12 protein-coding genes are annotated in these 13,855 nt (G+C 35.8%); 3 read left to right on the top strand and 9 right to left on the bottom strand.

Translation table 11 applies throughout. The features are described 5' to 3' along the window. Positions 1-35: 35 nt before the first annotated feature. The 9 genes from NK356_RS05645 to clpB all read right to left on the bottom strand — a co-directional run bounded on the left by NK356_RS05645 (position 36) and on the right by clpB (position 9,940). Positions 36-1,445, bottom strand: a complete 1,410-nt coding sequence (locus NK356_RS05645; protein WP_034695767.1) for a phosphatase PAP2 family protein — start codon at positions 1,443-1,445, stop codon at positions 36-38. 108 nt (positions 1,446-1,553) lie between these two features. Beyond that, positions 1,554-2,567, bottom strand: a complete 1,014-nt coding sequence (locus tag NK356_RS05650) for a zinc metalloprotease (RefSeq protein WP_034695769.1) — start codon at positions 2,565-2,567, stop codon at positions 1,554-1,556. Between the two features lie 409 nt (positions 2,568-2,976). Further along, positions 2,977-3,981 carry a zinc metalloprotease gene (locus tag NK356_RS05655; protein WP_034695772.1) on the bottom strand — a complete coding sequence of 335 codons (1,005 nt, stop codon included), beginning with the start codon at positions 3,979-3,981 and terminating at the stop codon, positions 2,977-2,979. 248 nt (positions 3,982-4,229) lie between these two features. Then, on the bottom strand, positions 4,230-4,871 hold the full coding sequence (locus NK356_RS05660; RefSeq protein ID WP_034695775.1) for a response regulator transcription factor: 642 nt from the start codon (positions 4,869-4,871) through the stop codon (positions 4,230-4,232). Continuing rightward, positions 4,868-5,599, bottom strand: a complete 732-nt coding sequence (locus tag NK356_RS05665; protein ID WP_253316457.1) for a sensor histidine kinase — start codon at positions 5,597-5,599, stop codon at positions 4,868-4,870. Before NK356_RS05665 ends, NK356_RS05660 begins: the two co-directional genes overlap by 4 nt. Positions 5,600-5,631: 32 nt before the next feature. After that, entirely contained in the window at positions 5,632-6,279 is a 648-nt protein-coding gene (locus NK356_RS05670) for a hypothetical protein (RefSeq protein ID WP_034695781.1), read from the bottom strand. Positions 6,280-6,305: 26 nt separating this feature from the next. Next, positions 6,306-6,851 (bottom strand): hypothetical protein, encoded by a 546-nt coding sequence (locus NK356_RS05675; RefSeq protein WP_253316428.1) that lies wholly within the window; start codon positions 6,849-6,851, stop codon positions 6,306-6,308. A 203-nt stretch (positions 6,852-7,054) separates the two neighbouring features. Then, the gene (locus NK356_RS05680) at positions 7,055-7,207 is read right to left on the bottom strand and encodes a hypothetical protein (protein WP_185103682.1); all 153 of its coding nucleotides are present in this window, start codon (positions 7,205-7,207) and stop codon (positions 7,055-7,057) included. A 138-nt stretch (positions 7,208-7,345) separates the two neighbouring features. Beyond that, complete coding sequence (gene clpB, locus NK356_RS05685; RefSeq protein WP_253316429.1) at positions 7,346-9,940, bottom strand: ATP-dependent chaperone ClpB; 2,595 nt, start codon at positions 9,938-9,940, stop codon at positions 7,346-7,348. Between the two features lie 557 nt (positions 9,941-10,497). Between clpB and NK356_RS05690 the strand changes: the two genes are divergently transcribed. The 3 genes from NK356_RS05690 (at position 10,498) to NK356_RS05700 (ending at position 13,803) form a co-directional block, all read left to right on the top strand. Continuing rightward, positions 10,498-11,076, top strand: a complete 579-nt coding sequence (locus tag NK356_RS05690) for a TetR/AcrR family transcriptional regulator (protein ID WP_253316430.1) — start codon at positions 10,498-10,500, stop codon at positions 11,074-11,076. A gap of 325 nt (positions 11,077-11,401) precedes the next feature. Then, the gene (locus tag NK356_RS05695; protein ID WP_253316431.1) at positions 11,402-12,718 is read left to right on the top strand and encodes a phenylacetate--CoA ligase family protein; all 1,317 of its coding nucleotides are present in this window, start codon (positions 11,402-11,404) and stop codon (positions 12,716-12,718) included. Beyond that, the gene (locus tag NK356_RS05700) at positions 12,718-13,803 is read left to right on the top strand and encodes a 2Fe-2S iron-sulfur cluster-binding protein (RefSeq protein ID WP_253316432.1); all 1,086 of its coding nucleotides are present in this window, start codon (positions 12,718-12,720) and stop codon (positions 13,801-13,803) included. Before NK356_RS05695 ends, NK356_RS05700 begins: the two co-directional genes overlap by 1 nt. Positions 13,804-13,855: the final 52 nt, after the last annotated feature.

Here is a 13,855-nt window from a genome sequence, read left to right on the forward strand (position 1 = left end):
GAATGATACTTTTGGAGACAGCCTCTTTTGTATTCTTAAAAATAGGCCGTTAATCTTAAGCCTAATGTAATATAACTTATTTTTTCCTTAGCAATCATATTGTTTAGTTCCTGATCCAGTTCGTCGCCATCCTTAATTTCATCGCTGAAGTAATAGCGGATTGTAGAATTGATCTGATTGTAATCTGTATAGAAAGTAAGGCCTAATCCCGGATTGAACTTGTAGGTCATGGAAGCACCCGTGTTCCAGCGGAAAGCCGGTTTTGGTTTGTATCTGGCGATCTGAAGTTCGTGGTTTGGAGCATCAATGTCGTTACCTTTTACAAATACTTTTCCACTTGCTGTTGCAGCATATCCTCCCGTTACCTTTAAAGTAAGCTGCCATTTTTCTGATAGCTCATGAGAAAAATATGGTCCGATGCCTGCAGAAAGAAATCCCATAGATTGTGTTTTGATTTCATGATCGCCAAAATCCTGTCCTTCATCAAAAGTTATTCTTTGAGATTTAATAGGGAAGCTGCTGAAGGATACATCTGCACCTACGCCCCATTTTTTTGAAAAGAAGTAAGCGCCTTCCAGTCCACCCTCAAAACCGATTTGTTTTTTATCATCCAGTTCAGACTCTCTCAGGAAATTGGTAGTGCCTAAAGCTGTTCCCATTTTTAGAGCAAGAAAAGATGGGTAATCATTCCCCTGTATTCTGGATAAAATACTTAAATTATCTCCCTTGTTTTTATAAATTTTGTCGATAAAAAAATACCCGAGTTCTGTTGATATAATTCCGATACCCGCACCAGCCAGAATATCAGGAACCCAATGTCTGTTGTTTAAGTTTCGTCCAAGCCCTGTAAGAGTGGCAGAACCATATCCTGCAATACTGTAGGCTGGGTTTACCAAACCATATTCTTTATGCAGAAAACTGGCATTGGTAAAAGCCATTGCGGCATGTCCTGATGGAAAAGAGTTGTTTTTGGATCCATCCGGACGTTCTACTTTTGTTGTATATTTAATAGAATTGACTAAAATGGCCATGATGGCTAAACTGGTACCATAAGATAAAGTAGCTCTCCCGAGATTGTTTCTACCTTTTACACCTGCCAGTTTTAATCCGTAAACAGCTACGGCTGGAGCGTATTGTAGATAATCATCATATTTTACTTTGAAGTTGGGAAGGTATCGGTTTCTTACCTCACGAATATTCTCTTTTTCTCCCCATGTTGCAGCAGCAGCGGTAAACAGAAGAGCAGGAGCTACTGATTTTTTCACCCATTCTTTTTGAAAAAAAGGAGTTTTCTCCTGAATAGCATATCCTGAACTGATAAGTGCTAAATCTTTCTTGAGATTTCTGGATGGGATAGTATCCTGTGTTTTAATTCTGATAGTATCCTGAGCTTTAATACAGTATAAATGCAATAGTATTCCTGATGCTAATGCTATTTTTTTCATCTTAGTGGTGTTGAATTTTAAATCGCGTAAAAATATTAAAAAAATCTATCCCAAAAATTGAGATAGACTATTTTAATATTTTTATAATATTCTAATTGAGGTTGTTGGTTATCTTAATCCAGCTCTTGGTCCGGATGCTGCCACTACAGCCTGCATTCTTGTTTTTTGATTGGCAGAAAACATCACCATAGATTTATCGTCTACATAATCCATATAGTTCATGAACATCTGAGAACGGCTTACACCACCACAAACTCTGTTTAAAGGATAAGTAGGATTTCCATAGTTAGGGCCTGGAGAAGTTGGAGTGTCATTAGAGTAATCTGTCTGGCATCCTGCATCAGAAGATCCCCAAAGGTGTGGAAGGTTAAGATAATGTCCTACTTCATGCGTTACTGTTCTTCCTAAATTGAACGGAGCAGAAGCACCTGTTTTTCCGATATATTGATACCCAATTACAAGGCCATCATACCATTGTCCTGCATTTTCAGGATAATATGCGTAGCCTAAAGTTCCAGGTTGGTTGTTTTCGTCAAGAATTGAATTAACAACCCAAATATTCATATTTTTATTTACATCAGTAGCATCAATACCTCCGGTGCTGGCTTTTTTCATTTGTTCAAGATCAGATCTCCAGCCTGTTTTTGTGCTCTGCTTACGGTTGGTTGCTACGAGTTTGAAACGGATTTTTACATCACCTGCCGCAGCTGGTTGAAATGCAGAAGGAATTTTATTAATATCAGAATTGGTTGCCCCATAATCGGCATTAAGTACAGCAATTTGTTCTGCGATTCTTGCATCAGAAACGTTTTGCGTAGAAGTGTTGTAAATTACGTTAAAAACAACCGGGATTTCAACAGTTCCATCTGCAAGAACTTTTCCCACTTTAAGATTTTCTGCAAATTTTTCAGTACTGAATTCAATATCAGCCATTTTTTGTTTTAGTGCAGGGTTTTTCAGAAGCATTGCTTGTCTGATTTCTTCTGATGGACAACCTCTTTTAAGAGCATTCGGAACAGTGTTTTCCTGATCCGGAGAAGTCTCGTTTTGATTGGTTAAGCTGTCGTTGTTGCACGCCGACATAAGGCCCAGAATCAGGGCTCCAAATAAGAATTTTTTCATATCGTTATAATATAATTTGGTTGAGGGCGTGAAATTATATCATTTGAAATTAATATGCAAATTATTTTCGCAAATATTTGATAAATAATTAATTTTTATCCGATTTGATTGAATTTTAGTTAAAATTTGATATTTATTTTATATTTCACATTTAAGTGTATTTTAAGTGTAAATAATTTTATTGTTTTTCTGTTTTTTGTAGAATATTTTTTATAATAAATCTGTGTAAGATGATTTTTAAAAACAAGTCAGAAACCATTGATTTTTCATCAGATTATATTCTAACACTTCCAGTGGTGACTTTAATTTCAACGGTTTTCATTTGTATTTCTGAAACGGGAACAGACCAGAATAAAAAAAATCTGTCTCAAACTCGAGACAGATTTTAAATATGTAAAAGATTTTAATTTTAATACACTCTCAATCCGGATCTTGCGCCAGAAGAAGCTACTACAGACTGCATTCTTGTTTTTTGTCCTGCGGAGAACATAAACATAGCAGCATCATCTACATAATCCATATAGTTCATAAACATTACAGATCTTTGTACACCACTACACGTATTATATAGTGGGTAAGAAGGTTTTCCATAATTAGCAGTAGTTTGTGTAGGAGTATCACTTACCTGGTCGTTTCCACAATTGGCATCTCCCCAGATATGTCTTAAGTTAAGATAGTGGCCTACCTCATGTGTTGCAGTTCTTCCCAGGTTGAAAGGAGAAGAAGCTCCGGTTTTTCCAAAATATGGTGCAGCAATTACAACACCATCATTCCATAAACCTGCAGATTCAGGGAAAGTGGCATATCCAAGAATAGTACGTCCCTGACTGGTCATTTTGCCTACAACCCATAAGTTTAAATAATTGGTAGGATTAGTAGCATCAATTCCACCTTTAGACGCTTTTTTCATATCATCATTAGTCGCCCAGCTTGTTTTTGAAGTGGATTTTCTAACGGTATTTACCAGTCTGAATTTTACTTTTGTATCACCAGAACTTACGGTTTGGAATTCGGTTGGAATTTTATTAACATCACTGTTCGTGCCTGTATAGTCTGCATTCAATACTGCAATTTGTTCTGCAATTCTTGCATCAGAAACGTTTTCAGCTGTAGTTTTGTAGATGACATTTACGATAACAGGTATTTCTACAGTGCCATCAGCAAGAACTTTTCCAAATTTCAGATCATTGGCGAACTTTTCTGTATTGCTTTCTAATGCCGCGAATCTTTGTTGAAGTTCAGGACTTTTTTTCAATGCTTCCTGTCTGATTTCCTCAGAAGCACAGCCTCGTTGGGCTAAACCTGCAGTAGTTGCATTTTCGTCAGTTGTGTTTTCATTTTGATTGGTAATGCTGTCATTGTTACATGCAGCCATTACAGTGAGCATAAAAGCTCCAAATAATAGTTTTTTCATATCAAAATCATTTAGGTTGAGGATGTGAAATTATATTATTTGAAATTAATATGCAAATAAATTTTTGATTTCTTTGTAAGATTGTTAATTATTATCTATGATTATTAGTTTTAGTTTAATGTTTTTTAAAATGTATTGAATTTTAATCAATTTTGAAAAATGTACTAATGTGATCTTAGTTTTTAATTATTTTGTATGAATTCTTTTCGTTTAAATTTGCTTTTGATAGAATTTTTTCATGGTAAAATCTAATTTGCGAAACCATTTTTAATGGCAAAAACGGCAAGCCCTACGCGGGTTTTCAAATCCAGTTTTTCACATAGTTGATCACGATAGCTTTCCACTGTTCTAGGACTGCAGCACATTCTGTCCGCAATTTCCTTATAGCTGAGTTCAGTTACTGTATATTTCAGGAACTCTTTTTCTCTGTCTGAAATTCTTATTGCAATCTCAGATTCCGTCTCTTTGTTAAGATTGGAAAATATAATTTTAGAAGCCCAGTCCGGGTAAAAAAAGCCATCACTATTGAGGCGGGTAAGTGCGGTTTCCAAATCTCTTGGATGGGTATTTTTTAGCAGATAGCCTTTGGCGCCGCTCCTAATCATCTTAATTACACTATTGTCATCTCCCTGCATACTGAGAGCCATGATTTTAATATCAGGATGATTTTTGCTAAGCCAGGCTGCGGTTTCAAAACCGTCCATAATCGGCATGCTGATATCTAAAAGAATAATATCGGGAATGGCATTGCCTTCTTCGAATTTCTGGATGAGATCTTTCCCGTTTTCACTTACATAGATGACTTCAAATTCACTGAAATTACCAATAATTCCTTCCAGAGCTTTTGCAATAAGTATATGGTCGTCAACAATGACAATAGATTTTTTCATGACTGTTTTTTTAAGATAATATTGATTTGTGTTCCTGCATTTTCCTGGCTTTCCATACAAAAACTTGCTCCTATGATTTCAGCTCTGTTTTTCATATTCGTGAGCCCTATTCCGTTGGATTTGATCTGTGAAGTATCAAACCCGATTCCATCATCACGAATATCAAGCTCCCAAAGAGTGTCTTCTGAAGTGTTCAGGTTTATAAAAATATTTTTACAACGGGAATGTTTTATACTGTTTTGAATAAATTCCTGAGTAATCCTAAGTAAAACATTTTTATGAACAAAGCCTAAATCCAGTTGTTTGAAATTGTGTTCAAAACTTACATGGCATTTTTTGAAGGAATTGGTGTTATCTACTTCTTCCTGAATCAAAGTTACAATTTCCTTCTGGTTGATATTATCATCTGTCAACGTTTTTGACAAGCTTCTAAGATCCTGCAGAGATTGATTAATAATCTGTGAAACCTGATCAATTCTTTCACTTGCTTCAGAAACTTTGTTTTCATAAAGCATCTGTTGTACATAAAGACTTACGAGGGTAAGTTTCTGGCCAATATTGTCATGCAATTCCCTGCCGATTTGCTGCATGGTGGCTTGTTGTATTTCCAGTTGGGTAGACAGGAGTTCTCTCTGATGAAGTTCGTTTTTTCTTTCAATTTCATTTAAGTATTCTTTTTTCCGTTGTCTGTAATTCCGGATATAGATAAATACGGCTATTACAAACATCAAAAAAAAGATGTTGAATGAAATAAGAGTGATTAAGAGTTCTGTCTTCCCCATATGAATGAACTTGCAAATAAAATATACATCACTGCTCCTGAAACCTGAAAATATATAAAATAAATATCCCAGATATCAATATATTTCCAAAGAAGAGAGTTAAATGTCATAAATGGTAGATTAGCGATGTAAAAAAGCGTTACTCCCAGATTGATATAAAACATTTTGTTTTTACTGAAATTGAGAATCTCAGATGAATTAACCTGTTTATAAAATTCCATAATGACAAGAGCCATTAAGAGCAGACAACCTATATTATAATTGAAAGAAAAGATTACTTTCTTTTCCGGGAAAAAAAGTGCCCTGAGAACATATGTTAAAAGATATGTTCCTGTTAAGATATAGAATAGTTTTGTTTTCTTTAGAGATTCTTTTGCATACAGCCAATAAAAAAATATAAACTGCAATGGAATCACAAAATAGTTATGAAAATTTATTCTGTCTATTTTAAGCGGTTTTTCTCCCCATTTTACAGCTGATTCACATAAAAAAATAACAATCAGATAAATGGCCAGATATTTCCAATGTAGTTTTTTTACGCGATTATAATAAATAAGGGAGGTTATGGCAGCAAAGGCTTCTCCCCAATACATAAATGAAGAAAAAAATTTTTGAATCTCAGTCATGCTGTGTTTAAGGATATGAATGGTAATTAATAAGATGTACCCAACGGAGGTGATGGTGGAATAAGTGTTCCGCTATTTTCTCCCAAACCATTATCTTCACCTTCTCCTTCACCTTCTCCTCCCAGACCTGTGACAGATCGTGCATTTAATGCCATTGATTTTCCGTTAGCACCTTGGAAAGGATTGAAATCATAATCAATAAGTTCTCCTGCTTCATCGGCTTTTTTCAATGTTGGGATCATTACCAGAGTGTGTTTTTCTGCATATTCTTCAGGAACAGGGTGAGAATCCATAATAGACCAGTTTTCCTGTTTTGGATAAGAGGCGTAATAAAATCTTATTCCCAGATCTTCTTCAGAGGTGGCAGGATCCACTTTTGCTGCTTCTTCTTCAATTTTTGCAATAAAACTTTTTAATTTCGGAAGGTCAAACCAAATAGAATGAGCGTCTTGTATTCCTAAAGTGTTATTGATAGCACTTAAATGATTTTGACGGTAATTTTCAATCAGAGCCTGAATAAGACTGTTTGACATAGTCCCAGGCTGTAATGGATTGTTTGATTCTGTATTCATAGCTTAGTGGTTTACGGTAAAACTCAATTAATATGCAAATCTCGTAAAAAATATTATAGAAAATGTATTTACGAATTGGGAATTACACTGTTATTTTTACCGTGTTTTTACGGATTGCATGAAAGGTTTAATGATTTAGATCCTACTCAAAGAAGATTTCACACTATAAAAAAGCGGAGAAATATGCTTTCCCCGCTTTTTCTTTAAATGCATGGATACTTTCTCCAATCCCTGCAAGTGTAATCTACAGTACAACAGAGGCCTTGAGGGCAGCTCCAGTCTTCGCCACACGCAATTGGGAATGGTTCAATTCCGCCATCAATTTTCTTTAATTCATTTCTTTTTAGTTTTTTCATGTTGATTTTGTTTAAGTTATTAGAATAGTAAATATAATTATATTTCACTTAATAAGGATAAATTGAATAAAAAAATAAGTGCTGCAGATTATTCTACAGCACTTATTCACAAAAATAATGTATATGAAAAAAACTATTTTATTGTTCGGTAGGTCGGAAAACTAATCCTGTTTCTACAAAATAATCCAATGTAATTCTGTCTCCGTCATTCACATTTCCGGCAAGAATTTCTTTAGACAATTTGTTTAAAACTTCCTGTTGGATTACTCTTTTCAATGGTCTTGCTCCGAAAGCAGGATCATATCCTTTATCCATCAGATAATCTACGGCATCCTGAGTGAAAGTCATAATGATGTTTCGTTTAGATAACATTTCATTGAATCCTCTCAATTGATACTGAACGATTTTTCCGATTTCTTTTTTCTTTAAAGGCTGGAAGAGTACAATTTCATCAATTCTGTTCAGGAATTCCGGACGCAGTGTCTGTTTTAAAAGATCGAAAACTTCATCTTTCGTTTTATCTACAATTTCATCCTGGTTTTCCTCAGTAAGGTTTTCAAAATTCTCCTGAATCAGATGCGAACCTAAATTCGAAGTCATGATGATGATCGAATTTTTGAAATTCACCACTCGTCCCTTATTATCTGTCAGACGTCCATCATCCAGAACCTGAAGTAATGTATTAAACACATCAGGGTGGGCTTTTTCAATCTCGTCTAAAAGCACTACGGAATAAGGTCTTCTTCTTACTGCCTCAGTTAATTGTCCGCCTTCATCATAACCTACATATCCCGGAGGAGCTCCTACCAATCTTGAAACACTGTGACGTTCCTGATATTCACTCATATCAATTCTTGTCATATTGTTTTCATCATCGAATAAGAATTCTGCCAATGCTTTTGCCAGCTCAGTTTTACCGACTCCGGTTGTTCCCAGGAACAAGAATGAACCGATAGGTTTTTTATCATCGCTCAATCCTGCTCTGTTTCTTCTGATCGCATCAGCAACCGCCTGAATCGCTTCATCCTGTCCTACAACTCTGTGGTGTAGTTCAGTTTCAAGATTCAATAATTTTTCTCTTTCGGATTGTAATAATTTGGTAACCGGAATACCTGTCCATTTACCAATTACTTCGGAGATGTTTTCTGCAGTAACTTCTTCTTTAATCAGTTCATTCTGATGATTCTGCATTTCCAGCTCTACTTTGGCTAGTTCTTCCTCTTTTTCACGAAGTTTTCCATATTGGATCTCCGCTACTTTTGCATAATCTCCTGCTCTGGAAGCTCTTTCTGCCTCGTGTTTCAGAGATTCTATATCTTTTTTGATCTGGGTAAGATCTTCACTTTTCTGTTTTTCTTTCAGCCATTTGGCATTGATCTCATTTCTCTGTTCGGAAATTTTAGCAATATCTTCCTTCAGATGATCAATTTTAGTCTGATTACCTTCTCTTGAGATAGCTGCCAGTTCAATTTCCAACTGCATCAGTCTTCTGTCCAGAACGTCCAGCTCTTCCGGCTTGGAATTGATTTCCATTCTCAATTTTGCAGAAGCTTCATCAATAAGGTCAATCGCTTTGTCCGGTAAGAAACGGTCTGAAATATATCTTTGAGACATTTCTACCGCAGCAATAATTGCCTCATCTTTGATTCTTACTTTGTGGTGCGCTTCGTATTTATCTTTAATACCACGAAGGATAGAGATTGCAGATTCTGTATCCGGTTCTTCCACCATTACTTTCTGGAAACGTCTTTCCAACGCTTTGTCTTTTTCAAAATACTTTTGGTATTCATTCAAAGTAGTGGCACCAATGGCTCTTAATTCTCCTCTTGCCAAGGCTGGTTTTAAGATGTTGGCTGCATCCATTGCTCCTTCACCGCCTCCGGCTCCAACTAAAGTGTGGATCTCATCAATGAAAAGAATTATCTGTCCATCAGACTTGATTACTTCATTCACAACGGATTTTAAACGCTCTTCAAATTCACCTTTATATTTTGCTCCGGCGATCAAAGCTCCCATATCCAGAGAGAACAGCGTTTTATCCATCAGGTTTTCAGGAACGTCACCGCTGATAATTCTGTGGGCAATTCCCTCAGCAATCGCAGTTTTACCTACACCGGGTTCCCCAATAAGGATTGGGTTGTTTTTAGTTCTTCTGGAAAGGATCTGTAAAACCCTTCTGATCTCTTCATCACGCCCGATTACCGGATCCAGTTTTCCTTCAGCTGCTAACTCGTTAAAGTTTTTAGCATATTTATTTAAGGATTGATAAGTTTCCTCTGAGCTTGCAGAAGTGGCTTTGCTTCCTTTTCTTAATTCTTTAATAGCACCATCCAAAAGATTTCTGGTTACACCCATATCTTTCAGCATTTTGGATACTTCGGAAGTGGTTTCCAGAAGAGATAACCATAAATGCTCAATCGTTACATATTCGTCACCCATTTTTTTAGCGATGTTGGGTGCATCCAGTAATACTTTATTAGCAGATTGTGAAAGATAAATGTTTCCTCCCTGTACTTTAGGAAGTTTCTCTAGATTTTCACGGTTTCGCTCTCTTACTAAATTAGCATCTGCTTCAGATTTTTTTAATAAGAATGGCGATATATTTTCATCTACCTGGAAGATTCCTTCAAGGAGATGTTGAGGTTCGATACTTTGATTGCCCAGTTCCATAGCAACCTGTTGTGCTGCCTGGATGGCTTCCTGTGATTTTACAGTATATTGGTTTAAGTTCATATTTTTATATATTTTTGGTAATGGTTTGTTTAAAGTTTAGTTTTCAATTTGTTTAAACTTTTGTTTTTGAAACATTAAGATTGTATTAAGGTTTTTAGAGTATTAAGATAAGCTTCGCTTTAAGCTTAAAATCAGAATGATTCATCTTAACTATACTTTATTTCTTAAATCTTTCTTAATGGTTCTAATATATATCCAATTTTTTTTGATAAGTTTAAACAACTTCTTTTAAAAAACATCAAGAAACCAAATTCTGAGGCTTAGTTTCTTAATGCCATCAATTATTTAATCATTTATTCGATGACTGTATCGCAAAAACTGTTCAATTATTAAATTTACAAAAAAATAGGACAAATTTTCCGGATATTGTATTTTTAACGGAAATTTAACTTGACAAAATTTCCGATTTCGTAATTATTTCTTGGAAATCCATGAACAAAAAGTCATAGCAAGGTAAAATAACTTAAGATTGAAACTGAAGATGATGGGTCTTTTTTCTTTTTATGCTCAAAAAATGACCAGTTTAATTCAGAATAATTACTTTTGCATTTTACCAGATGGAATTAAAAGAAAAACAGAGAAAAATATTAGACGTAGCCGTAGAACTTTTCAAAGAGAAAGGGTATATGGGAAGCTCAGTAAGAGACCTGGCTACCAAACTCAATATCAAGGCGGCATCGCTGTATGCACACATCCGTTCAAAGGAAGAAATTCTGGAATGGATTTGTTTTGGTATTGCTCAGGAGTTTTTCGATGAGCTTCAGGAAGTAAAAAATACAGATATTGCTCCAAAGGAAAAGCTGAATCTATTATTGGATAAGCATCTGTCTGTTGTTCTTAAAAACCGTGATGTTACCCATATTTATTCCAATGAATGGAAGCACCTTGAAGAAAGACTTCCCGAGTTTGTAGAATTAAGGAAAAATTATCAGCAGGAAGTTGAGAAACTGATTTCTGAGATCTACAAAGCGGAAAAATGGGAGCTGAAATCACCATCATTTACCACAAGATTTATCCTTCATACTTTAAATAATTCCTATTTCTGGTTCAAAAGAAGCAGTGATTCCACTGATGAAATTACCGATGAGATCAGAGAAAAAATTCTTTTTGGCTTACTTGGAAACCAGAAAAAATAACCACTCCGTTTGTCATTGACTACGTCGAATCTTCGATTTCTGACGAAGGAAGAATCTCATAATTATGCTGTTTAGTCATAAATTTTAATATTGCGTTTGTTATTTTGGGATAGAGAAATTGATTCATTTAGGTATTTAATAGAGATTCTTCACTGCATTGATGAACTACGTTCGCAGACTTTAGTCTGTGTTCAGAATGACACAATAACTAATTTAAAACTATCTTTCTTATTTAGAATCATTCAAAATATGACAAAAGTCATAAAAATTTTGCCAGCTCCCAAAATCTTTTTAAATTTACACCTAACAAATGTTAGTTAGTTTTATGGATTTTTCAGTTGAATATCTGGAGCTGGGTCAGTTGAGACAGCTTCAATCCGACCGGTTGATCAGCCTGATCAGCTATTTGGGAGAGAAGTCGGAATTTTATAAAAAGAAATTTGATGAATTGCAAATATCTCCACAGGATATTAGGTCGATTGAAGATATCGCTAAACTTCCTATTACTTACAAACAGGATTTAAGAGATAACTATCCATTCGGGCTATTTGCTGTTCCTAAAAATGAGCTTCAGCGTATACACTGCTCAAGCGGAACTACAGGAAAACCAACGGTAGTAGGATATACTAAAGAAGATGTAGACCTTTTCAGTGAAGTGGTGGCAAGATCTTTACATGCTGCAGGAGCAAGACCGGGAATGCAGTTGCACAACGCTTATGGCTACGGAATTTTCACAGGAGGATTAGGGCTTCATTACGGAGCTGAAACGTTGGGAATGAGTGTTCTTCCTATTTCAGGAGGGATGACGGCAAGACAGGTAGACCTGATTGTGGATTTCAAACCTGAAGTGATCTGCTGTTCGCCATCATACGCTTTAACGATTGCAGATGAATTTGCGAGAAGAGGAATTACTGCAGAAGAAATCAGTCTTAAATACGCAGTATTGGGCTCAGAACCATGGACGGAGATTATCAGAGGTCATATTGAAGAAAAATTAGGCGTTCATGCAACCAATATCTATGGGTTAAGTGAAATTATCGGTCCGGGAGTTTCCATGGAAGATTTCGAAGAGAAAGGTGGAGCTTATATCTGGGAAGATCATTTTTATCCGGAGATTTTAGATCCGGTGACCAAGCAGCCGGTTCCCTTTGGAGAAGAAGGAGTATTGGTGATCACTACTTTAACTAAAAAAGCAATGCCGCTTTTACGTTACTGGACAAATGATATCACAAGCCTTTACTACGATGAAAATGCCAAAAGAACCATGGTAAAAATGAAACCCATCGTCGGGAGAGCAGATGATATGCTGATCGTAAGAGGAGTCAATGTTTATCCAAGTCAGATTGAAGATGCTTTTTCTTATGTAAAAGGAGTGGTTCCGAACTACTATTTAACTCCTGTGGAAAAAGAACATATGTGTATTGCTTTGGATATTGATGTTGAAATAGATGATGAATTGGTAAAATCTCAAAAAATAGAATCAAATACCGATGATTATTTTAATTTTGTCGGCAACTTTGGAAAAAACATAGAAAACGAAATAAAAAAGAGAGTAGGAATCACTACGAAAGTAAAAGTTCATGCTCAGGACAGCCTGCCGAAGTGCGAAGGTGGAAAAATTAATAGAATACTTAAAAAATAATGAATTCATTTTATAAACTTAAAACAGTTAAAGTTCAGAAAGATACTTCCGAAGCAGTGAATGTGGCGGTAGAAATCCCTGAAGAACTGAAAGATAAGTTCAGGTTCAAGCAGGGACAGTATCTGAATTTCCGAATGACAATCAATGGAAATGAAGAAAGACGTTCTTACTCTATCTGTAATGCTCCAAGTGAAAAGGGCAATACGCTGGAAGTATTGGTAAAGTTGCTGGAAGGCGGAAAAGTGTCAGGGTATTTCAATGAACATCTTCACATGGATGAAGTGCTGGAAGTAATGCCTCCGATGGGTGGCTTCAATACTTCTTATCACCCGACAAACGTAAAAACTTATGTTGGTCTGGCTGCAGGAAGCGGAATTACTCCTGTATTATCCAATATGAAAGAAAGTCTTTATCAGGAGCCTAAGAGTAATGCTTATCTGTTTTACAGCAACAGAAGCATGAATCATGTTTTAAGAAAGGCAGAGATTGATAAACTTGTAGAGCATTTTAACGGAAGACTTAAGGTAATTTACCTGGTAAGCCGTGAGAAGCACGAAGATCCTGTTTTTGAAGGAAGAATTTCATCAGAAAAATTAGAGCAGCTGTTTGAAAGATATACAGATATTGATGTAAAAGAAGCTACTTATTTCATTTGTGGACCTTCAGAAATGATTAAGGGGATTGCAGACTATCTGAAAAAAGACAAAAAAGTACCTGCTATCCAGGTTTTATTTGAATATTTCACCGCTCCGGATGAAGAAAATACGGAGGAAATGAGTGATGAATTCAAGGCAATTGCCAATATTGAAAGTATGGTAACGGTGATCATTGATGATGATGAATATTCGTTCCACCTTAATTCTAAAAAAGAGAGTATCTTAGATAAAGCATTGAAAGATCAGCTTCCGGTTCCTTTCGCATGTAAAGGAGGCGTTTGCTGTACGTGTAAAGCACAGGTTCTGGAAGGGGAAGTTTTCATGGAGAAGAACTATGCGCTTACCGAAGAAGAAGTAGCCAGAGGCTTCGTTCTTACCTGCCAATGTCACCCTACAACCAATGTGGTGATGCTTAATTATGATGTTTAAGACAATTTGAAAATGAGAAAATGTGCTAATTTGAAAATGTCATTATCGTGTT

Origin of the sequence: Chryseobacterium sp. S0630, from assembly GCF_024158915.1 — a bacterium.
Taxonomy (GTDB): domain Bacteria; phylum Bacteroidota; class Bacteroidia; order Flavobacteriales; family Weeksellaceae; genus Chryseobacterium.

Bases quoted from the DNA above. Each gene is read 5' to 3' on its own strand.
- NK356_RS05645 (WP_034695767.1), bottom strand. From the start codon at position 1,445: ATGAAAAAAATAGCATTAGCATCAGGAATACTATTGCATTTATACTGT.
- NK356_RS05700 (WP_253316432.1), top strand. From the start codon at position 12,718: ATGAATTCATTTTATAAACTTAAAACAGTTAAAGTTCAGAAAGATACT.
- NK356_RS05675 (WP_253316428.1), bottom strand. From the start codon at position 6,851: ATGAATACAGAATCAAACAATCCATTACAGCCTGGGACTATGTCAAAC.
- NK356_RS05695 (WP_253316431.1), top strand. From the start codon at position 11,402: ATGGATTTTTCAGTTGAATATCTGGAGCTGGGTCAGTTGAGACAGCTT.
- NK356_RS05665 (WP_253316457.1), bottom strand. From the start codon at position 5,599: ATGTTTGTAATAGCCGTATTTATCTATATCCGGAATTACAGACAACGG.
- NK356_RS05690 (WP_253316430.1), top strand. From the start codon at position 10,498: ATGGAATTAAAAGAAAAACAGAGAAAAATATTAGACGTAGCCGTAGAA.
- NK356_RS05655 (WP_034695772.1), bottom strand. From the start codon at position 3,981: ATGAAAAAACTATTATTTGGAGCTTTTATGCTCACTGTAATGGCTGCA.
- clpB (WP_253316429.1), bottom strand. From the start codon at position 9,940: ATGAACTTAAACCAATATACTGTAAAATCACAGGAAGCCATCCAGGCA.
- NK356_RS05650 (WP_034695769.1), bottom strand. From the start codon at position 2,567: ATGAAAAAATTCTTATTTGGAGCCCTGATTCTGGGCCTTATGTCGGCG.
- NK356_RS05670 (WP_034695781.1), bottom strand. From the start codon at position 6,279: ATGACTGAGATTCAAAAATTTTTTTCTTCATTTATGTATTGGGGAGAA.
- NK356_RS05680 (WP_185103682.1), bottom strand. From the start codon at position 7,207: ATGAAAAAACTAAAAAGAAATGAATTAAAGAAAATTGATGGCGGAATT.
- NK356_RS05660 (WP_034695775.1), bottom strand. From the start codon at position 4,871: ATGAAAAAATCTATTGTCATTGTTGACGACCATATACTTATTGCAAAA.